25 protein-coding genes and 2 tRNA genes are annotated in these 18,936 nt (G+C 71.3%); 16 read left to right on the top strand and 11 right to left on the bottom strand.

The window, feature by feature from the left end; all coding sequences use genetic code 11:
• Positions 1-159 precede the first annotated feature (159 nt).
• The 10 genes from infA to BLW17_RS02090 all read left to right on the top strand — a co-directional run bounded on the left by infA (position 160) and on the right by BLW17_RS02090 (position 6,307).
• Positions 160-378 (top strand): translation initiation factor IF-1, encoded by a 219-nt coding sequence (infA, locus tag BLW17_RS02135; protein WP_036636451.1) that lies wholly within the window; start codon positions 160-162, stop codon positions 376-378.
• Positions 379-418: 40 nt separating this feature from the next.
• On the top strand, positions 419-1,021 hold the full coding sequence (locus BLW17_RS02130) for a Maf family protein (RefSeq protein WP_231572713.1): 603 nt from the start codon (positions 419-421) through the stop codon (positions 1,019-1,021).
• Complete coding sequence (locus BLW17_RS02125) at positions 1,018-2,088, top strand: ribonuclease E/G (RefSeq protein WP_036700886.1); 1,071 nt, start codon at positions 1,018-1,020, stop codon at positions 2,086-2,088. Before BLW17_RS02130 ends, BLW17_RS02125 begins: the two co-directional genes overlap by 4 nt.
• Positions 2,085-2,267, top strand: coding sequence for a DNA gyrase inhibitor YacG (locus BLW17_RS02120; RefSeq protein WP_036731227.1), 183 nt, complete (start codon positions 2,085-2,087; stop codon positions 2,265-2,267). The genes BLW17_RS02125 and BLW17_RS02120 overlap by 4 nt, the downstream gene beginning before the upstream one ends.
• 78 nt (positions 2,268-2,345) lie before the next feature.
• Positions 2,346-2,421 (top strand) — tRNA-Phe (locus tag BLW17_RS02115).
• A gap of 107 nt (positions 2,422-2,528) precedes the next feature.
• Positions 2,529-3,773 (top strand): multidrug effflux MFS transporter, encoded by a 1,245-nt coding sequence (locus BLW17_RS02110; protein ID WP_074826010.1) that lies wholly within the window; start codon positions 2,529-2,531, stop codon positions 3,771-3,773.
• Positions 3,774-3,898: 125 nt separating this feature from the next.
• The gene (rpsD, locus tag BLW17_RS02105; RefSeq protein ID WP_036700891.1) at positions 3,899-4,519 is read left to right on the top strand and encodes a 30S ribosomal protein S4; all 621 of its coding nucleotides are present in this window, start codon (positions 3,899-3,901) and stop codon (positions 4,517-4,519) included.
• 118 nt (positions 4,520-4,637) lie between these two features.
• Positions 4,638-5,429, top strand: coding sequence for a segregation and condensation protein A (locus tag BLW17_RS02100; RefSeq protein ID WP_036731229.1), 792 nt, complete (start codon positions 4,638-4,640; stop codon positions 5,427-5,429).
• Entirely contained in the window at positions 5,422-6,075 is a 654-nt protein-coding gene (gene scpB / locus BLW17_RS02095) for an SMC-Scp complex subunit ScpB (protein ID WP_036731231.1), read from the top strand. The genes BLW17_RS02100 and scpB overlap by 8 nt, the downstream gene beginning before the upstream one ends.
• A 10-nt stretch (positions 6,076-6,085) precedes the next feature.
• The gene (locus BLW17_RS02090) at positions 6,086-6,307 is read left to right on the top strand and encodes a hypothetical protein (RefSeq protein ID WP_036700897.1); all 222 of its coding nucleotides are present in this window, start codon (positions 6,086-6,088) and stop codon (positions 6,305-6,307) included.
• A 71-nt stretch (positions 6,308-6,378) separates the two neighbouring features.
• Here BLW17_RS02090 and BLW17_RS02085 read toward each other — a convergent pair whose 3' ends face one another.
• The 4 genes from BLW17_RS02085 to ihfA all read right to left on the bottom strand — a co-directional run bounded on the left by BLW17_RS02085 (position 6,379) and on the right by ihfA (position 8,819).
• Positions 6,379-7,446, bottom strand: coding sequence for a 2'-deoxycytidine 5'-triphosphate deaminase (locus tag BLW17_RS02085; protein WP_036731233.1), 1,068 nt, complete (start codon positions 7,444-7,446; stop codon positions 6,379-6,381).
• Between the two features lie 73 nt (positions 7,447-7,519).
• Positions 7,520-7,597: transfer RNA gene (locus BLW17_RS02080), tRNA-Pro, on the bottom strand.
• 118 nt (positions 7,598-7,715) lie between these two features.
• The gene (locus tag BLW17_RS02075; protein ID WP_074826006.1) at positions 7,716-8,390 is read right to left on the bottom strand and encodes a MerR family transcriptional regulator; all 675 of its coding nucleotides are present in this window, start codon (positions 8,388-8,390) and stop codon (positions 7,716-7,718) included.
• Positions 8,391-8,519: 129 nt separating this feature from the next.
• The gene (ihfA, locus tag BLW17_RS02070) at positions 8,520-8,819 is read right to left on the bottom strand and encodes an integration host factor subunit alpha (protein ID WP_036700904.1); all 300 of its coding nucleotides are present in this window, start codon (positions 8,817-8,819) and stop codon (positions 8,520-8,522) included.
• Positions 8,820-9,004: 185 nt separating this feature from the next.
• Between ihfA and BLW17_RS02065 the strand changes: the two genes are divergently transcribed.
• Entirely contained in the window at positions 9,005-9,274 is a 270-nt protein-coding gene (locus BLW17_RS02065; protein WP_036700906.1) for a DksA/TraR family C4-type zinc finger protein, read from the top strand.
• 857 nt (positions 9,275-10,131) lie between these two features.
• Here BLW17_RS02065 and BLW17_RS02060 read toward each other — a convergent pair.
• Both BLW17_RS02060 and BLW17_RS02055 read right to left on the bottom strand, forming a co-directional pair.
• A complete protein-coding gene (locus BLW17_RS02060; protein ID WP_036731235.1) occupies positions 10,132-10,839 on the bottom strand; it encodes a GNAT family N-acetyltransferase in 708 nt (235 codons plus the stop codon).
• Between the two features lie 313 nt (positions 10,840-11,152).
• Positions 11,153-11,881: a response regulator gene (locus BLW17_RS02055; RefSeq protein ID WP_036706211.1), complete on the bottom strand. Its 729-nt coding sequence runs from the start codon at positions 11,879-11,881 to the stop codon at positions 11,153-11,155.
• Positions 11,882-12,013: 132 nt separating this feature from the next.
• On the opposite strand from BLW17_RS02055, the gene mce reads away from it, so the two are divergent.
• Positions 12,014-12,418: a methylmalonyl-CoA epimerase gene (mce, locus tag BLW17_RS02050; protein ID WP_036705632.1), complete on the top strand. Its 405-nt coding sequence runs from the start codon at positions 12,014-12,016 to the stop codon at positions 12,416-12,418.
• Positions 12,418-12,681 (top strand): DUF1467 family protein, encoded by a 264-nt coding sequence (locus BLW17_RS02045; protein ID WP_036705635.1) that lies wholly within the window; start codon positions 12,418-12,420, stop codon positions 12,679-12,681. The genes mce and BLW17_RS02045 overlap by 1 nt, the downstream gene beginning before the upstream one ends.
• 24 nt (positions 12,682-12,705) lie before the next feature.
• On the opposite strand, the gene BLW17_RS02040 is transcribed toward BLW17_RS02045, so the two are convergent.
• A complete protein-coding gene (locus tag BLW17_RS02040) occupies positions 12,706-13,410 on the bottom strand; it encodes an EI24 domain-containing protein (protein ID WP_231572714.1) in 705 nt (234 codons plus the stop codon).
• The gene (locus BLW17_RS02035) at positions 13,407-13,976 is read right to left on the bottom strand and encodes a nitroreductase family protein (protein ID WP_036731237.1); all 570 of its coding nucleotides are present in this window, start codon (positions 13,974-13,976) and stop codon (positions 13,407-13,409) included. The genes BLW17_RS02040 and BLW17_RS02035 overlap by 4 nt, the downstream gene beginning before the upstream one ends.
• 149 nt (positions 13,977-14,125) lie before the next feature.
• On the opposite strand from BLW17_RS02035, the gene BLW17_RS02030 reads away from it, so the two are divergent.
• Positions 14,126-14,389 carry a DUF167 domain-containing protein gene (locus BLW17_RS02030; protein WP_036705638.1) on the top strand — a complete coding sequence of 88 codons (264 nt, stop codon included), beginning with the start codon at positions 14,126-14,128 and terminating at the stop codon, positions 14,387-14,389.
• A 12-nt stretch (positions 14,390-14,401) separates the two neighbouring features.
• Here BLW17_RS02030 and BLW17_RS02025 read toward each other — a convergent pair whose 3' ends face one another.
• Complete coding sequence (locus BLW17_RS02025) at positions 14,402-14,647, bottom strand: hypothetical protein (RefSeq protein WP_036705640.1); 246 nt, start codon at positions 14,645-14,647, stop codon at positions 14,402-14,404.
• Between the two features lie 275 nt (positions 14,648-14,922).
• Here BLW17_RS02025 and BLW17_RS02020 point away from each other — a divergent pair, with 275 nt between their 5' ends.
• Together BLW17_RS02020 and BLW17_RS02015 are read left to right on the top strand one after the other, a co-directional pair.
• Entirely contained in the window at positions 14,923-15,765 is an 843-nt protein-coding gene (locus tag BLW17_RS02020; protein ID WP_244507306.1) for a M48 family metalloprotease, read from the top strand.
• Between the two features lie 326 nt (positions 15,766-16,091).
• Positions 16,092-16,373 carry a hypothetical protein gene (locus tag BLW17_RS02015; RefSeq protein ID WP_036704546.1) on the top strand — a complete coding sequence of 94 codons (282 nt, stop codon included), beginning with the start codon at positions 16,092-16,094 and terminating at the stop codon, positions 16,371-16,373.
• Between the two features lie 51 nt (positions 16,374-16,424).
• Here BLW17_RS02015 and ilvN read toward each other — a convergent pair whose 3' ends face one another.
• Both ilvN and BLW17_RS02005 read right to left on the bottom strand, forming a co-directional pair.
• The gene (ilvN, locus tag BLW17_RS02010; RefSeq protein WP_036704545.1) at positions 16,425-16,985 is read right to left on the bottom strand and encodes an acetolactate synthase small subunit; all 561 of its coding nucleotides are present in this window, start codon (positions 16,983-16,985) and stop codon (positions 16,425-16,427) included.
• Between the two features lie 10 nt (positions 16,986-16,995).
• Positions 16,996-18,759 carry an acetolactate synthase 3 large subunit gene (locus tag BLW17_RS02005; protein WP_036704544.1) on the bottom strand — a complete coding sequence of 588 codons (1,764 nt, stop codon included), beginning with the start codon at positions 18,757-18,759 and terminating at the stop codon, positions 16,996-16,998.
• Between the last annotated feature and the right edge of the window lie 177 nt (positions 18,760-18,936).

The raw sequence follows: 18,936 nt of genomic DNA, 5'->3' as shown, positions 1-18,936 counted from the left end.
CAAAGACCCGTGACCGGGCCGTGAACACCCGCTTCGGGCGGCAATTCGTCACGCCGGCGGCGGGCGCGCACGGCCCACCGCACGCCCCTCTTGAAAAAGCCGGGGTTTCGCCGCATATGGCGCAGGTCCGCGACAGGCGGATTCCCTACAGGAGAGATCATGGCCAAGGAAGAGATGCTCGAATTCCCCGGCGTCGTGAAGGAACTTCTGCCCAACGCGACATTCAGGGTCGAGCTCGAGAACGGCCATGAGATCATCGCGCATATGGCGGGCAAGATGCGCAAGAACCGCATCCGGGTTCTGGCCGGCGACAAGGTGCAGGTCGAGATGAACACCTACGACCTCAGCAAGGGTCGGATCAATTACCGCTTCAAGTAAGGCGCCAGCGGGGCCCGCGCAGGGCGCGCGGCCGCGCCTGGTGCTCGCCTCGGCCAGCCCGCGACGGCTGGAACTGCTGGCCCAGATCGGGATCGTGCCCGACGCGATCATCCCCGCCGACATCGACGAGACCCCCGGCAAGGCCGAGCCGCCGCGCGCCTATGTCGCGCGCATGGCCGCCGAAAAGGCCGCCGCGGTGGCGGCGGTCGAACCGGGCGTCGTGCTGGCCGCCGACACCACCGTGGTCGCCGGCCGCCGCATCCTCGGCAAGCCCGCCGACGCGGCCGAGGCGACCGCGTTCCTGCGCCTGCTCTCGGGTCGCCGCCACCGGGTGCTGACCGCCGTGACGGTCGCCGCCGAGGGTCGCGCGCGGCACCGGCTGGTCGAGACGACCGTCCGCTTCCGCCCGCTCACCCCCGCCGAGATCGCCGCCTACGTCGCCTCGGGCGACTGGCGCGGCAAGGCCGGGGGCTACGCCATCCAGGGGCCCGCCGCGGCCTTCGTGCCGTGGCTGCAGGGGTCGTTCACCGCCGTGGTCGGCCTGCCGCTGGCCGAGACCGCGGTGCTGCTGGCCGCCGCCGGGATCACCGCTGCGCCGGGCGCTGAGCCCCTCGCCGCGCCCGTGACAGGAGAATTCGGATGAAGGGTCGTCAGGTCGTTCTGGGCCGCCATTTCGGGGGCGAGGCCGCCGCGCTGATGGTGGACGGGCAGTTGCAGGACCTGCTGTTCGACCTGTCGGGCCTGACCCCGCTGCCGCCGGGCAGCGTCTGCCGGGCGGTGGTCGACCGGCTGGTGAAGGGGCAGGGCGGCGTCTTCCTGCGCCTGCCCGAGGGCGAGCGCGGCTTCCTGCGCGACGCCAAGGGGCTGAGCGAGGGGCAGACGCTGATCGTCCAGGTCTCGGGCGTGGCCGATGACGGCAAGGCCATCCCCTGCACCCAGCGGGTGATCTTCCGCGGCCAGACGGCGCTCGCCACCCCCGGCGCGCCCGGCGTCAACGTCTCACGCCGCATCCGCGACGAGGGCGTGCGCGCCCGCCTGACCGCCCTGGGCGAGGCGGCGCTGGCCGCCGCCGGCGCGCCCGAAACGCTCGGCCTGGTGATTCGCAGCGCCGCCGCCGCCGCGCAGGATGCCGAGGTGGCGGAGGAGGCGGGCAGCCTCGCCGGCCTCGCGGTCGAGGTGATGGGCGACGTCTCGGGCCGGCCCGAGCTTCTGGTCGATGCCGACCTGCCGTGGCGCGCGGCCTGGACCGACTGGGCCGACCCCGCCCCCGACGCGGTGGACGAGGGCGACGACAGCTTCGACACCCATGGCGTCGCCGCCGCCATCGACGCGCTGCTCGATGACGAGCTCGACCTGCCCGGCGGGGGCTTCGCCGTCATCGAGGCGACCCGCGCGCTGGTCGCCGTGGATGTGAACACCGGCCGCGACACCACGCCCGCGGCCGCGCTCAAGGCCAACATCGCGCTGGCCCGCGACCTGCCGCGCCAGCTTCGGCTGCGGGGCCTGGGCGGGCAGGTGGTGATCGACTTCGCCCCCAGCCCCAAGCGCGACCGCGGCACGATCGAGCAGGTGCTGCGCGCCGCCTTCAAGGCCGACGGGACCGAGACGGTGCTGATCGGCTGGACGGCGATGGGGCTTTACGAGCTGAACCGCAAGCGCGACCGCGTGCCGCTGGCCGCCGTCGCCGCCACCGCCGGAGAGCCGGAGTGAGCTGCCCGATCTGCCAGCGCCCCGCCGACCCGGCCTATCGCCCGTTCTGCTCACGGCGCTGCGCCGACGTGGACCTCGCCCGCTGGCTGCGCGGCGACTATGCCATCCCGGGCGAGCCGGTGGACCCGGCGTCCGTCCCGCCCGAGGGCGACACGCGCGACCGCCGCGACGACGATTGAGCCGCGTTTTGCCTCTGGACAGCCCCGCCGCGACTGTCTAGGAACGCTCCACCCACGGGCGGCAACGCCCCGCAGGGCGCCCGGATAGCTCAGTTGGTAGAGCAGCGGATTGAAAATCCGCGTGTCGGTGGTTCGAATCCGCCTCCGGGCACCATCCCCCCCCTTGAAGCTTTGCTGACGCGGTCCCGTCCGACCGCATTGCACCCGCCCCGCGCGTCGCCCATAACGCCGCGTCAGCCTGCGGGCGCGAGGATCACGATCATGCCCCACTCCACTCAGGCGGCGCGCCGGCTGCCGCAGGGCGAGCTCATCGCCATGCTCGCCTTTCTCTTCGCTACGGTGGCGTTTTCCATCGACGCCATGCTGCCGGCCCTGCCGCAAATCGCCACCGAGCTGACGCCCGACGACGTGAACCGGGCGCAGCTCATCCTCACCAGCTTCGTCGCCGGGATGGGGGTGGGCACGCTCTTCGCCGGTCCGATCTCGGACGCGCTGGGGCGCAAGCGGGCGATGGGGATCGGCTTCTCGGTCTACCTCGTCGGCGCGATCGCGGCGCTGTTCGTCAACTCGCTCACCCCGCTGCTCGTCGCGCGCTTCGTCCAGGGGCTCGGTGCGGCCGGGCCGCGGATCGTCGGCACGGCGCTTGTCCGCGACCTCTATCAGGGGCGCGAGATGGCGCGGATCACCAGCTTCATCATGACGGTGTTCATGATCGTGCCCGCGCTCGCGCCCTCGATCGGGCAGGGGTTCATCTGGCTTGGCGGCTGGCACGCCGTCTTCGGCGGCTTCGTGCTCTTCGCCCTGATCGGCTGGCTGTGGTTCTCGCTGCGCCAGCCCGAGACGCTGCCGCCCGAGGCGCGCCGCCCGCTGCGCCCGCGGGCGCTCGCCCAGGGCGCGCGCGAGGTGCTGTCGGACCGGCAGGTGCTGCTCTGCACCCTCGTCATGTCGCTGGGCTTCGGGCAGATGTTCGCGCTGCTCAGCTCCGCCCAGCAGCTCTTCGGAGAGACCTACGGCAAGGGCGCACAGTTCCCGCTGTGGTTCGCGGCACTGGCGCTGCTCGCCGCCTCGGGGACGGTGTTCAACGCGAGGCTGGTGATGCGGCTGGGGATGCGGCGCATCGCGCGCGGCGCCTATGCGATGCAGGTCGGGATGTCGGGATTGTTCCTGCTGACGCTCTGGACCGGGGTTCTGCCCGAGGCGCTGCGGTTTCCGGCGTTCTTCCTCTGGGCGGTCAGCGTCTTCACCATGGCCGGGCTGACCTTCGGCAACCTCAACGCGCTCGCGATGCAGTGGATGGGCCACCTGGCCGGGATGACGGCGTCGGTCACGGCCTCGGTCTCGACGCTGGCGGCGGTGCTGATCGCGGCGCCGGTGGGCCTCGCCTATGATGGCACGGCCGAGCCAGTCGCGGTGGCGACGCTGGTCTGCTCGGCGCTGGCCTGGGTCATCATGCACTGGCTCTCGGGCGCGCCGCCGGCGCCGCGGGCGCCCGCGTCGGCGGGTTGACTCTGCCCGCGGGCCGCCTATAAGCGCCGCTTCCATTGGTGTTGGTGGACCCCGCAAGGGGAAGCCTGTCGGGGCGCAAGCCCAAAGGACAACGCCCTTTTGAAACGCACAAAAGGAGATCAGCCGTGACCAAACGCACGTCTGCCAAGTACAAGATCGACCGCCGCATGGGCGAGAACATCTGGGGCCGCGCCAAGTCGCCGGTCAACAAGCGCGAATACGGCCCCGGCCAGCACGGCCAGCGCCGCAAGAACAAGCTGTCGGACTTCGGCACCCAGCTGCGCGCCAAGCAGAAGCTCAAGGGCTACTACGGCGACCTGACCGAAAAGCAGTTCCGCCGCATCTATGCCGAGGCTGAGCGCCTGCGCGGCGACACCGGCGAGATGCTGATCGGCCTGCTCGAGCGTCGCCTGGACGCCGTGGTCTATCGCGCCAAGTTCGTCCCGACCATCTTCGCCGCCCGCCAGTTCGTGAACCACGGCCATGTGACCGTGAACGGCCAGCGCGTGAACATCGCGTCCTACCGCGTCAAGGAAGGCGACGTGATCGCGGTCCGCGACAAGTCCAAGCAGCTCGCCATCGTGCTCGAGTCCGTGGGCCTGGCCGAGCGTGACGTGCCCGACTACCTCGACGTGGACATGGGCAAGCTGACCGCCACCTTCGTGCGCACCCCGGCGCTGGGCGACGTGCCCTACGCCGTGCAGATGGAGCCGAACCTGGTCGTCGAATACTACGCCAAGAACTGATCCTTATCCCGGATCGTCGGATGGGCCGTCCCGCGAGGGGCGGCCTTTTTCGTGCGCGGCCACCCGTCCCTCACCCCACGGTTGACAGCCGCCCGCCCGCTTCGCATGGCTTGGGACGATGACCGAGCCGCTGCCCTTCGATCCCGCGCCACAGCCCGCCCACCCGCGCCCTGACGAGGCGCTGGTCGTCGACGTGCCGGGCTATGACGGGCCGCTCGACCTGCTGCTGACGCTGGCGCGGACGCAGAAGGTCGACCTGATGCAGATCAGCGTGCTGGCGCTGGCCGAGCAGTATCTCGCCTTCGTCGACGAGGCCCGCAGCCTCAGGATCGAGCTTGCCGCCGACTACCTCGTGATGGCCGCGTGGCTCGCCTATCTCAAGTCGCGGCTGCTGCTGCCGCCCGATCCCGACGCCGAGGGGCCCTCGACCGACGAGATGGCGGCCCATCTCGCCTTCCAGCTCGAACGGCTCAACGCCATGCGCGAGGCGGCGGCGCGGCTGATGGGGCGGCCCCGGCTGGGGCAGGATCGCTTTGCCCGCGGCGCGCCCGAGACGGTGCAGCGCACCCGCCATGTGCGCTGGCAGGCGGGGCTGATCGACCTGATGCAGGCCTACGCGCGGCTCAGGACCCGCGACGAGTTCCGCCCCTTCGCCTTCGACCGCCGCGACACATGGACGCTCGAACAGGCGCTCGACCGGATGCGGCGGATGATCGGCTACGCGGGCGAGTGGACCGATCTCATGCAGTTCCTGCCCGACGGCTGGGCGGGCAACCCGGCGCGCCGCCGCTCGGCCACCGCCGCGACCTTTGCCGCCTCGCTCGAGCTCGCCCGCCAGGGTCGGGTCGAGCTGCGCCAGAGCGGCGTCTTCGGCCCGATCACGCTGCGCGCCCGGCCCACTCATGACTGACCCGATCCCCTTCCCGCCGCCCCCGCTCGACGCGCAGGAGCGGATGGTCGAGGCGCTGCTCTTCGCCAGCCCGACGCCCTTGACGCTGGCCGAGATGGCCGCGCGGATGCCCGCCGGCGCCGACCCGGCCGAGGCGCTGCGCCGCCTGCGGGCGCGCTACGCCGGCCGGGGGGTGGAGCTGGCCCGGCTTGGCGAAGGCTGGGCCTTCCGCACCGCTGCCGACCTCGGGTTCCTGATGCAGGATGAGGTGACCGAGACCCGGCGCCTGTCGCGCGCGGCGACCGAGACGCTGGCCATCGTCGCCTATCACCAGCCCGTCACCCGCGCCGAGATCGAGGAGATCCGCGGCGTCGCCGTCAGCCGCGGCACGCTCGACCAGCTGATCGAGATCGGTTGGGTCCGCCTCGGGCGCCGCCGCCAGTCGCCGGGCCGCCCGGTGACCTTCGTCGTGACCGAGGCGTTTCTCGACCACTTCGGCCTCGCCTCGACCCGCGACCTGCCGGGGCTGGCCGAGCTGCGCGCCGCGGGGCTGCTGGATGCGACCCCGCCCTCGGGCCCCCTTGCGGCGGCGCGGGACGAGGAGGATAGTCACGCCGATGACGGGCCGGCCGCGGGCGGACCGGACGACGACCTCTTCGGCGATTGAGGACTGCACCATGAACATGAACGGCATCGTAGGCCGCTTCGGCCGCGTCCTGACCGGCGCGCTGATGGGTTGGGGGATCAAGAAGGGCGTGGACGTGATGGCGCGCCGCAACGGCGGCGAGGACGCCAAGGGCAAGCTGACCGCCAAGGGCCGCCAGCAGGCCCATGCCACGCGCGAGGCGGTCAAGCGCGCCCGCAAGGCGGCCCAGATCGCCCGCCGCATGAGCCGCTGAGCCTCGGCGCGACCGGCTTTTTACTGGCCCCAACAAACACGGCCCGGCGGCGCAGCCTGCGCGGCGCCGGGTCAGCGGAACTGCTTGGCGAGCTTCAGCCCCTGGCCCTGATAGTTCGAGGCGATGCCCGCGCCATAGAGCCGCGCGGGCCGCGCCGCCATCCGCTCATAGACCAGCCGCCCCACCACCTGCCCGTGCTCGAGCGCGAACGGCGCCTCGTGGCAGCGCACCTCGAGCACCCCGCGCGCCCCGCGCCCCGCCGCGCCATGCCCGAAGCCGGGGTCGAAGAACCCGGCGTAATGCACCCGGAACTCGCCCACCATCGCCAGATAGGGCGACATCTCGGCGGCGTAGTCGGGGGGGATAGCCACCGCCTCGCGGCTGACGAGGATATAGAAGGCGCCGGGGTCGAGGATCAACCGCCCCTCGGTCGTGCGCAGCTCGTCCCAGAAATCCCGCGCGTCATAGGCGCCGATCCGGTCGAGGTCGATCACCCCGCTGTGCGGCCGGGCGCGATAGCCGACGAGGTCGCCCTCGGCCGGGCGCAGATCGACCGAGAACCCCAGCCCCGCGTCGATCAGCGGCGTGCCATCGACCAGCGGGTCGGTCGCGTGCAGCGCCGTGAGACCCGCATCGTCCAGCACCGCCTGACCCTGCCGCAACCGCATCTGGCTGAGCCGCATCCCCGGCCGGACCAGCACCGAGAAGCTGCGCGGGCAGATCTCGGCGTAAAGCGGGCCGTCATAGCCCTCGGGCAGGCGGTCGAACTCGGTCCCGTCGTCGGTCACCAGCCGCGTCAGCAGGTCGAGCCGCCCGGTCGAGGACTTGGCGTTCGCCACCGCCTCGACGCCGGGCGGCAGCGCCACCCGCTCCATCAGCGGGACGAGGTAGACGCAGCCCTTCTCAAGCACCGCACCCTGCGAGAGGTCCATCCGGTGCATCTCGAAATCGGCGAGCCGCCCGGCGACGCTCTGCCCGCGGCCGGCGAGGAACGAGGCCCTGAGGCGCCAGGCGTGGCCGCCCAGCCGCAGATCGAGACTCGCGGGCTGGATCTGGCCCTCGCCGATGGGGGTCTCGGCAGCGATTGCGCCCTCGGCGATCATCCGGCGCAGGGCGGTGTCGGGAAGCACGCCGTTCATCTTGAGTCCTCCCGAGATTTTTCCGGCCCCCCGGATATGCGAACGCCCACCCCGAAGGGTGGGCGGTTCGTGATGGTCGGGCCGGCGAGATTCGAACTCGCGGCCTTCCGCCCCCCAGACGGACGCGCTAACCAGACTGCGCCACGGCCCGACGCCGGCCATATAGAGCGAAGCCGTCGGGCAGCACAAGGGGCGGTGGTGGCGGACGGCGAGGTTTTCGCCGCGCCGGATGTGTGGGGCGCGTGGTCGAGGCCTCGCGGCTTTCCCGCTCAGGTTTCCGCGTCGGTCAGTTTGCGTGCGGCGGCCCGCAGGGCGTCGGCCAGGGGCCGTGCAGCGGGTGGCAAGGGGGAGGGGTGCCGGCGCAGCGCCGCGGCCGTCGCCGTCAGCCGTGCGAGCCAGCGGCCTGCGGCATCGGCACACCCTTCGTGAGCGGCGGCCTCTGCGTCCGGCAGGTCGGGGAACAGCGGGAGCGCATCGGGCGCGGGGGGCTGTGATGTCTTGCGACGGGGGACGGGTGGCGCGGCGACTGGCCCCGCGCCTTGTCCGCCGACTGCGGAGGACGGCTGAGGTGCCGGACCCGCCGGGATTTGCTCCACCGGAGGGTCTGACGTGACAGAGGTTGGAGCGACTGCTGCGTCGGCGTCAGCCTCCAGACCCAACCGATCGGCCAACCGCACCCGCCCGCGCGCCCGCAGTCCCGCCCCCCGGTCCTGCGAGATGAGCCGACGCGCGCCTCGGATCGTCAGACCATCCTCGCGCAGCGCCTCGCAGATCCCCGCCGCCAGCAGCACGTCATCGAGCCGGTAATATCGCCGCCCATCCGCCCGCTTCACCGGCGAGAGGGCCGGAAACTGCGTCTCCCAATAGCGCAGGACGTGGGGGGCGACCTCGACCAGCCGTGCGACCTCGCCGATGCTGCGAAAGGCCTGGGGCGACTTGGTCATGACCGGCGCCACGGGCCGGGCGGGGTGGGGCCGCGGCCTAGACCCAGCCAGCCGACGCCCGCCAGCGGTATATCAACCGATCTAAGCATCAGCTGCCTTGGTCGCGGCGGCGGCCATCTCCGCGGCCGGCTAGCGGTTGCCCGCCGCCACCCGCTCCTTCATCAGGTGCGAGGGGCGGAACGACAGCACCCGGCGCGGGGTGATGGGCACCTCCTCGCCGGTCTTGGGATTGCGGCCGACACGCTCGCTCTTGTCGCGGACCGAGAAGGTGCCGAACGACGACAGCTTGACCTGTTCGCCGCGCACGAGGGCGTCCGAGACATGGCCGAGCACGCTCTCGACGAGCTGCGCGCTTTCGTGGCGCGAGAGTCCGACTTCGCGGAACACGGCCTCGGCGAGGTCCATCCGGGTCAGGGTCTTTTCGCTCATGAGGGGCCTTTCCTTGCAGAGAAGAGTGCGGCGGGCCAGCACCGAAGTCAACCGCACCGCGCCGCCCCGGTTCCGGTTAAGGCCGCGAAAACAGGGCCGAAGCGGTCGGACGAGCGCGTCCGACGCTTGCAGCGGCCGTCCCGGGTTCCCAGATTGGAGGCGTAAGATGGCAGCAGGAGCGCGCGATGGCCGGGGGCTGGGCGACCGACGGGGCAGTGAACGAGCAGATCGAGGTGAGCACCGCCGAGGCGCTCGCCCGGATGCGCCTGCGCCAGCGCGGCGGCGGCGAGAGCCTGACCGAGTGCGCCGACTGCGGCGAGCCCATCCCCGAAGCCCGGCGCCGCGCCGTGCCGGGCGTGACGCTTTGCATCGGCTGCCAGACCGAGGCGGACCGCGCCTTCCGCCCCACGGCGGGGATCAACCGCCGCGGTTCGAAGGATAGTCAGCTTAAGTAGCGCGCCTGGTATGATACTTTGGGTGAGCTGTCAGAGCGGGGCGTATGTTGCGTTCCGCTCCAACCCTCGCATCAACCGGCGAGGCTAGGAACAGTCAGTTTACGTAGGGGGTGACGAAGGGAGTCCGGCGTGGCGCTTTGCATGGACTCTCAGTCGAGTCTGCCCGTGCCCTACGGCCCACCGCAGGCGTCAACAGGCGTGGCTTTAAATACAGCCAGTGGAGGTAGCATGCCCGGGCGTGACGCATTGGGTCGGCTGTCAGACCGAGCCCGACCGGGCCTTCAGCCTTTCCGCCAGGTCCAATCCGGCTTGGTTTGATGGACAACGCGATGAAGCAACGTTCCCCGCTCGACGTTGCTTTTCAGCTGGCAACCCAGAGCCGACCGAGTTTGCCAATCCACCGCCGGGATCGGCCGGCGTGGCTTGATCGATAGCCTGCCGAGCTGACGTACGCGGCGCGACGCCACATCGGCTGTCTGACCGAGTCCGATCTCTCCTTTCGCCCGCCGCGGCATGAACCGGACTGGCTCGACGGACAGTCAGCCGACGAAGGACGGGCAGTCAGGCAAAGAGGCGTGAAGCAGGCGAAGAGGCGTAAAGGGCAGCGAGGTGGGGCGGACGGTACTACTCACGGGCGTCCTTTCTCGAACTGCACCACGAGCACGCCACAAAAGTAAAAGCCTGATTGATAGGCCGGCGTCACGGCTAAAGACTTACGCCATGGCAATATTCGCCGGACTCTTCCCGTGCCGCTGTAACGGCTCGGGGCATAAGCCGCACCCCCCCAGATATTACCCCCCCTTCGCGCGCATAGCGGGCTGCTCGCGCTCGTCTCGACGTCCAATCGCCCGCTCCCCTTAGTCAGGCGACCCGCCCGCATCGCGCTCGCGCGCAATGAGATCCCCGAGCGCGGTCCGCTGGCGACCCGCCGCGTCCATGTTCCCGGGCGTCAGCCATGCTGCGTAGGCGCGGTCGAGCGCGGGGAATTCGGCATCGGTGATCGCCCACCACGCGGTGTCGCGGTTTCGGCCCTTGACGATCATGTGCTGGCGGAAGGTCCCCTCGTAGCGGAACCCGTAGCGGGCGGCGGCGCGCATCGAGGGGGCGTTCAACGCATCGCATTTCCACTCGACCCGCCGATAGCCGGCGCCGAAGGCCCAGCGGATCATCAGGAGGATCGCCTCGGAGGTGGCTGTCTGCCGCTGCAGGGCGGGAGAGATCTGGATGTGGCCGATCTCGATCACGCCATGCGTGCGGTCGATCCGCAGGTACGCGGCGACCCCGCCGATCCGGCCCGAGGCGTGGTCGCGCAGGGCGTAGAACACCGGGTCCGCCCCGCCGGCCATGCGGCGTTGCCAGTCGGTGTAGGCGGCGAGGTCGGGGAAGGGCCCGTAGCCGAGATAGTCCCAGACCGCGTCCGCCCCCGCGTTGGCCTCAAACAACTCGGCCGCATGGCGGTCCGCGTCGAGCGGCTCGAGGGTGACCCAGCGGCCCTCGATCGGCACAGCGGGCGGGGCCGGGGGCGGGGTGAAGCCGGGGACGGGGGCTCCAAGCGGGTTCGGCAAGGCGTCTCCTTTCACGTGGCGGGATCGGGCCCGTGAGCGGGCGGGTCGGCCGTGGCCGAGCGAGTGAGCGGGTCGCGAAGGTACGGTGCGCATCGCCCTCGCGTGGACCCGCCAGCCGCACTACGCATCCAGCCTGCCCATTCGTCGTCCTTTGGCAAGAGGGCCAGCGGCCACAGCCGAACGCTCAAAGCTCCTGTCCGGCGCCGCACGACGCACGCACCCGCACTCAGACACCCGAGCCCGCACCCCGAGGCCGCCGCCCACTCAATCACATGGACCCGCCTCAGTCGGTTCCGCCCGCGCGACCCGACTGCTAACCCGCCGCGGCCAGCCGGTCCTGCACCAGCCCGCTGATCCGTGCGAGGTCGGCCGCCAGCGCCCGCCCCGCCGAGTGGTCGCGGGCCAGCGCCGAGGCGGCCTTCTCGAGCGGCTCGTCGCGGGCCGAGCGGGCCACGCCGGCCAGGAACCGGGCGATGTAGTCGATCGCCGTCGTGTCCGCCGCCGCCGCGAGCACCTCGGCCACGTGGGCAAGGTCGTCGCGCAGCGCGCCGCGGTCGGGGTGGACGATCTCGCCGCTCACCACCCGCAGCCCCTGCGGCTGCGCGTCGCGGGGCAGCGCCGCCAGGATGAGCTGCTGGAACTGCCCGAGGCTCTCGACCGGCTTGGCGAGGAACCCGTCCGCACCCGCCGCCCGCGCCATCACCTCGGCGTCGGGATCGCCCGACATGCCGAGCAGCACCGGCACCCGCGGGCTCTGCCGCGCCATGCGGGCGATCAGCTCGGCCCCGTTCCCGTCGGGCAGCCCCATGTCCACGATCATCACCGTCGGGCGGTAGGTCTGCAGGTGCCGCCCCGCGGTCCGCAGGCAGTCCGCCCGCCGGATCCGCGCCCCCGAGCGCAGGCAGAGCATCCGCACCGCCTCGGAGGCGAAGCGCGAATCCTCGACCACCAGCACCGTCAGCCCGGTCAGGGGGCGGCCGGGCAGGGCGGCCCGCCACAGCGGGATGGCGTCGTCGTCCGTCGCAGTCGTTGTTCCGGTCATGGCGCGGTCCCCTCGAATCGCTGTCTCCCTCGACGCTACCCTGCCGGGGTGAACGGTCGGTTAACGGGCTTTTCCCCGCCCCCGCCCCGTTCTAATGAGGCCCCACACCGCCACGCGCCCCGGAGGAACCCCATGATCGGACGCCTGAACCATGTCGCCATCGCCGTCCCCGACCTCGCGGCGGCCAGCGCGCAATACCGCGACACGTTGGGTGCCAAGGTCGGCGCGCCGCAGGACGAGCCCGATCACGGCGTCACGGTCGTCTTCATCGAGTTGCCGAACACCAAGATCGAGCTGCTCTACCCGCTGGGCGAGGACAGCCCGATCAAGGGCTTCCTCGACAAGAACCCCTCGGGCGGCATCCATCACATGTGCTTCGAGGTCGAGGACATCCTCGCCGCCCGCGACACGCTGAAAGCGCAGGGCGCCCGCGTGCTCGGCACCGGCGAGCCGAAGATCGGCGCGCATGGCAAGCCGGTGCTGTTCCTGCATCCCAAGGACTTCAACGGCACGCTGATCGAGCTGGAGCAGGTCTGATGTCCATCACCGGCGCGCTGGTCCTGTTCGCGACGCTGTTCTTTCTGGTGCTATTCCTGCTCCTCCCCTGGGGCCACCGCAGCCAGGAGGAGGCCGGCGCCGTGGTCCCCGGCACGCCCGCGGGCGCGCCGGACCGGCCGATGCTGCGCAAGAAAGGGCTGATCGCTGCGCTCATCGCGGCGCTGCTGGTGGCGCTGGTCTGGTGGGTCATCCAGCAGGGCTGGATCACCCGCGCCGCGATGATGGACTTCAACCGCCGCTGATTGCGAGCGGTCGGGCGGGGGCCGTCAGCGCGGGCGGGCGATCTCGGCCCGCGCGAGCAAATGGAAAAGGTGGGTGAACGCCGCTGCCGCCAGCACCGGAATGACGATGTTCAGCACCGGGATCGTCAGCAGCAGCGCCACCCCCATGCCAAGCGCCGTCACCGCGCCCGCCCGGCGGCGGCGCAGGGTCTCGGCGCTGTCGGCGTCGAGGTGGCGGCGGGCGGCCATGCGGAAGAACTCGCGCCCCAGCAGCCAGCCGTTGGCGCCGTAGAAGAGCACCGGCGCCAGCGGCCCGACCAGCGGGGTCAGCAGCAGCAGCCCGACGCTGACCAAGACCACCGCGCCCAGCACCACGAGGCTGTCCATCAGCCCGTCGAGAAAGTCGAGCTCGCGCCCGGCGGGATAGCCATGTGCGGCCTCGACGGTGCTCGACACCCGCTCGGAAAAGAGCCCCGCGAAGCCCGCAGCCACCGGCGCAGCCAGAAACAGGCTCATCACCGGGAAGAGCGCGAGCGAGCCCCAGGACAGCGCCTCGCCGATCGGGACGCGGCCGATCCAGGGCAGGGTGATCGCCTCGGGGCCCCAGACGCGCAGCCCCCAGAACGCCGCCGCCTGCAGCGCCACGAACAGCGCCAGCGTCAGGGCGACGCCCGCCGCCAGCACGCCGAAGACCCGCGGCCTGAGCAGGTCCAGCCAGCCGAGGACGAGGGCCTGGATCGCGGCGGTCACAGGAAGCTGGTCCGCTCGTCCACGTCCGGGCGGGGCCGCTCGGGGACGTCGGCCGGGCCGCGGCGGCCGATGTGGACGAGGCCCGCCACCCGCTCGCGCGGCGAAAGGCCGAGGTGGGCGGTGGCGAAGGCCGGGTCGGTCGCCGGGCCGCTGAGCCACGCCGCCCCATAGCCCGCGGCGAGCGCCGCGTTCAGCAGCGACAGGCAGACCGCGCCGGCGGAGAGGAACTGCTCCCACTCCGGCACCTTGGGGTGATCGACGGGGGACGAGACGACCGCGACGATCAGCGGCGAATCGAAGGCCGAGCGCGCCTTTTCGACCGCCGCCGCGTCGCCGCCCGCCGCCGCGACATGGTCGGCCAGCGCGGGCGCGAGCCGGTCGAGCGCCGCGCGCTCGAGCACGACGAAGCGCCACGGGCCGAGCTTGCCGTGGTCCGGGACGCGCGCCGCGAGCGTCAGCAGGTTCATCAACTCGTGCCGGTCGGGGCCGGGGGCCAGCAGCGTGCGCGGCGGGTGCGACCGGCGGTGGCGCATGAAATACAGCGTCTGGGGGTCGATGTGCTGCATGGGCGCTCTCCGCAATCGGGGCCCGGCGCGGGCGTCGCGCGGGCGTCGCGCCTGTCCTAGCGAAACAGCGGGGCGGGGGAAAGCGGGCGCGCGGGGCTTGACGACCGGCCCCGCCCCCGCATCGCCTGTCGGATCAGACCGGAGCGCCGATGGCCCGCGACCTGCCCGATCTCTCGCATCTCGCCGTCAGCGGCGCCCGCATCGCCGTGCGGGTGACGCCGCGCGCCGGCCGCGACGCGGTGGCGCTGGACGAGGGCGGGCGGGTGCAGGTGCGGACCACCGCGCCGCCCGCGGACGGCAAGGCCAACGACGCCGTGCGCCGCCTGCTGGCCGGGGCGCTGGGGGTCGCGCCCACCCGGCTGGTGCTGGCGGGCGGGGCGGGGTCACGGGACAAGCTGTTCCGGCTCGACTGACCCGAGGCGCCCTCAGCGCTGGCGCTGCAGGCGATAGTTCCCCTCGGGCAGGTCCAGCGCCGCGCGCAACTCGTCAAGTTGGCGCAGCGTCAGGACCACGCGCGCCACGCCGTCGCCGCCCGGCTCCATCTGCTCGACCACCACGCGGTCGTCGAAGGTCAGGATCACCACGTCCTCGTTCAGCGGCCGCGTGCCCGGGTCGGCCTCATCGACGAGGGTGATGACGGTCGCGTCGAACTCGTGCTCGATGGTGAACATGGGAACGGGTCCTTTCGGGTCGGGTCTTCAGGGTCGGGCTTCAGGGTCGGGCTTGGGGGTCGGGGCAGGGGCCGAACGCCGGACGCGGACGACCGGAGCGATGCGCCCCGGCAACAATCGCGTGAGGCGGCGGCCGGGGCAAGAGCCGCGGACTTGCGGCCCCTCGCCGGGGCTGTAGCTTGGCGCGAACGGCAGGCAGGCGGCCTGCGGGTCGGGGCTGCCGGCCCGTCAGGCGGCGGGGCCGGTGCGGACGCATGAACGGACAGGTGCAGGCGATGACGGCAGCGATGACCCCGCGGGGCGAGACGAATCGGCGGGCGACGGCCGCTGCCGGGGCCCTGTCCCGCGGCTGGCGGGGTCTCGTCCCGGCGCTGGCCGGCGTGGCGCTGCTCGCGGGCTGCGCCGTGACCCCGGCGGGGGCGCCGCTGCCGCCCGGCCCGGCCCCCACCCCGGCGCCCACCCCCGTCACCGCGCCCGCGCCGACCCGGACCGACACGCCGCCCACCGCGCGCGGCGCGGCGATGGCCTTTGTCAGCGTCATCCGCGCGATGGAGCCTGCGGTCGAGCGCGAATGCGTCCAGCGCCGCCGGGCGCCCATCAACTGCGACTTCCAGTTCGTCGTGGACGACCGCCCGGGGATGGAGCCGAACGCCTTCCAGACCCTCGACCGCAACGGCCGCCCGGTGATCGGCTTCACCCTGTCGCTGATCGCCGCGACACGGAACACCGACGAGCTGGCGTTCGTGGTTGGCCACGAGGCGTCGCACCACATCCTCAACCACATCGACCAGAAAAGCGGGGCGGCCACGGCGGGCGCGGTGATCCTGTCGGGCATCGCCGCCGCCTCGGGCGCCGACCCGGCCTCGATCCGCGCGGCCCAGCAGATGGGGGCGCAGTTCGGCGCGCGCTACTACTCGAAGGAGTGGGAGCTCGAGGCCGACTACCTCGGCGCCATCGTGGCCTTGAACGCGGGCTATGACCCGGTCCGCGGGGCGCAGTTCTTCGCCCGGATCCCCGATCCCGGCGACAAGATCCTCGGCTCGCACCCCTCGCGGGCGCAGCGCCAGGCGCGGGTCGCGCAGGCGGTGGCGGACGTGGCCTCGGGCGCGGCGCGCTGAGCGGGTAACCGCGGAGGGCTGCGCTGGGCTCGCCCTTCGGCGGCCCATGGCGCTTCATTTTTGTGCAACCGCGCGGCCCTCGCGGCGGTCAAAGTCGCCGCGCTGACGTTCGCGGGACCACATTCTGGCGACAATTTCTACCGCGTGGCGGTAAGTCGCGCAGATCATTCTTGACAGAACCGTGATGGAACCGTTCCTCTAGTCGTGACGGGTTGACGTAAGGTCACCCTGTCCCGGGACGTCAGCTTTTTCTGCGGCCGGTTTGTCGGTTTTCACGTCCAGATTGGATTTCAGAGATTTTCTCGCGTCAGCGAAAGGATAAGGCTTTGTTCGGTATCGTGCTGTGGAGCTCGGCGTGTCGTCGACAGGCCGTAGTGTGGTGCGAGGACCACGGGGCGCTGGCCTACCTGGCCGGTCCGGCGGCGCTTGATCTCGCGGGTCCCTGGCCCCACCAGGGCGCAACGGTCGAGGTCACGACGGCCTGCGACGGCGAATTGCGCCGCATCCTGACGCTGCGGATGCTGGGCGGAGAAACGCGGCTCGCCGAACGTCTCACGGCCCGGACCCGTCCCGCGAGGGGGCGTCCCATGCTCGCCGCGGTCGGCTGACCGCACTGCTCGACCGGCCCGGAGGGCCGGAAAGCAGCCTGTCGGTGTGACTTAGCGCCCGCGCGCCAGCGCCGCGATGCCGGTGCGGGCGACCTCGGCCAGTCCGAGCGGGCGCATCAGCTCGGCAAAGGCGTCGAGCTTCTCCGACGTGCCGGTGATCTCGAAGACGAAGCTCTCGAGCGTCGAATCGACCACGTTGGCGCGGAAGATGTCGCCGATCCTGAGTGCCTCGACCCGCTTCTCGCCGGTGCCCGCGACCTTGAAGAGCCCCAGCTCGCGCTCGACCGAGGCGCCCTCGACGGTCAGGTCGTGGACCTCGTGAACCGGGATGATCCGGCCGAGCTGTGCCTTGATCTGCTCGATCACCGCGGGGGTGCCGCGGGTGACCAGCGTGATCCGCGAGCGGTGGCCGGTGTGGTCCACCTCGGCCACGGTCAGGCTGTCGATGTTGTAGCCGCGCCCCGAGAAGAGCCCGATGACCCGGGCGAGGACACCGCTTTCGTTGTCCACCACCACCGCGAGCGTGTGCCGCTCCTCGCCCGCCGCGTGATAGTCGCGCAGGTCATAGGCCGAATGGCTGGATGCGCCGCGCTCGATCTTCAATGCCGACATGACCGCCCCCTCAGACCAGAACCGCGCCGTCGGACTGGATGGCGGTGCCGATGTCCTCGGCCGCCTCCATGTCGCCCAGCAGCATCTCGTTGTGCGGCTTGCCCGACGGGATCATCGGGAAGCAGTTCTCGTGCTTTTCGACCAGCACGTCGAGGATGAACGGCCCGTCATAGGCGATCATCTCGCGGATCGCGTCGTCGAGTTCCGCGGGGTCGCTGACCTGCCGGCCCTTGCAGCCGAAGGCCTCGGCCAGCTTGACGAAATCGGGCAGGCTTTCCGACCACGACTGGCTGTAGCGCTCGCCATGCAGAAGCTGCTGCCACTGGCGCACCATGCCCAGCCGCTCGTTGTTCAGGATGAACTGCTTGACGGGGGCGCGGAATTGCACCGCGGTCCCCATCTCCTGCATGTTCATCAGCCACGAGGCGTCGCCCGCCACGTTGATGACCAGCGCCTCGGGGTGCGCGACCTGCACCCCGATCGAGGCCGGCAGGCCGTAGCCCATCGTCCCCAGTCCGCCCGAGGTCATCCAGCGGTTCGGCCCCTCGAAATGCAGGTATTGCGCGGCCCACATCTGGTGCTGGCCGACCTCGGTGGTGATGTAGCGGTCGTGTCCGGCGGTCAGCGCCTCCAGCCGCTCCATCGCGTGCTGCGGCTTGATGACGCTGTCCGAGGGCCGGTAGCCGAGGCAGTTCTTCGCCCGCCACTGCTCGATCTGCGCCCACCACTGCTGGACGGCGGGGTTGGTCTTGCGGCCGCGCGACTTCCAGATCTTCAACAGATCCTCGAGCACGTGGCCCACGTCGCCGACGATCGGCACGTCCACGCGGATCACCTTGTTGATCGACGAGGGGTCGATGTCGATCTGCGCCTTGACCGAGCCGGGGCTGAAATCCGCCACCCGGCCGGTGATGCGGTCGTCGAAGCGGGCGCCGACGCAGATCATCAGGTCGCAGTCGTGCATGGCCATGTTGGCCTCGTAAAGCCCGTGCATCCCGAGCATCCCGAGCCACGACTTGCCCGAGGCCGGATAGGCGCCCAGCCCCATCAGCGTCGAGGTGCAGGGGAAGCCGGTCGCGTCCACCAGCTCGGTCAGAAGCTGGCTCGCCGCAGCGCCCGAGTTGATGACGCCGCCGCCGGTGTAGAAGACCGGGCGCTCGGCGCGCTCGATCAGCTCGACCAGCCGGGTGATCGCGGCGGTGTCGCCCTTGCGCGGCGGGGCGTAGCGCGGCACCTCGACCTGCTTCGGCCCGACGTAGCGGCCTTCGGCGAACTGCACGTCCTTGGGGATGTCGACGAGCACCGGGCCGGGGCGGCCCGAGGTGGCGACGTGGAAGGCCTTGTGGATCGTCTCGGCCAGCGCGTCGGTCTCTTTCACCAGCCAGTTGTGCTTGGTGCAGGGGCGGGTGATGCCGACGGTGTCGGCCTCCTGGAAGCCGTCGGTGCCGATCATGAAGGTCGGCACCTGGCCCGACAGCACCACCAGCGGGATGGAATCGAGCAGCGCGTCGGTCAGTCCGGTGACGGCGTTTGTCGCGCCGGGCCCCGAGGTCACCAGCACCACCCCCGGCTTGCCGGTCGAGCGGGCATAGCCCTCGGCCATGTGCACGGCGCCCTGTTCGTGGCGCACGAGGATGTGCTGGATGTCGTTCTGCTGGAAGATCTCGTCGTAGATCGGCAGGACCGCGCCGCCGGGATAGCCGAATACGGTATCGACGCCCTGATCCCTCAGCGCCTCGACCACCATTCTCGCACCCGTCATGCTTCGGGACATATCCTGCACTCCAACCAAGGGATTTGCGGCAGAGCGGCAAGGCCCCTGCTGCGCCGCCGCAAACTAGAGGCGCCGGCAGGGAGGGTCAATGCGACTCGGCGCGGAAAATGACGCGCGCACCCCGTCGCCGCGCAACATTATTTCGCAACGGGGCGATTTTTCCGCAGCGCGCGGGTG

The sequence above is a fragment of the Paracoccus sanguinis genome, from assembly GCF_900106665.1.
In the GTDB taxonomy this organism is placed as follows: domain Bacteria; phylum Pseudomonadota; class Alphaproteobacteria; order Rhodobacterales; family Rhodobacteraceae; genus Paracoccus; species Paracoccus panacisoli.
The sequence above is the reverse complement of the archived record's forward strand: the minus strand, read 5'-3'. Positions and strand labels throughout refer to the sequence as shown.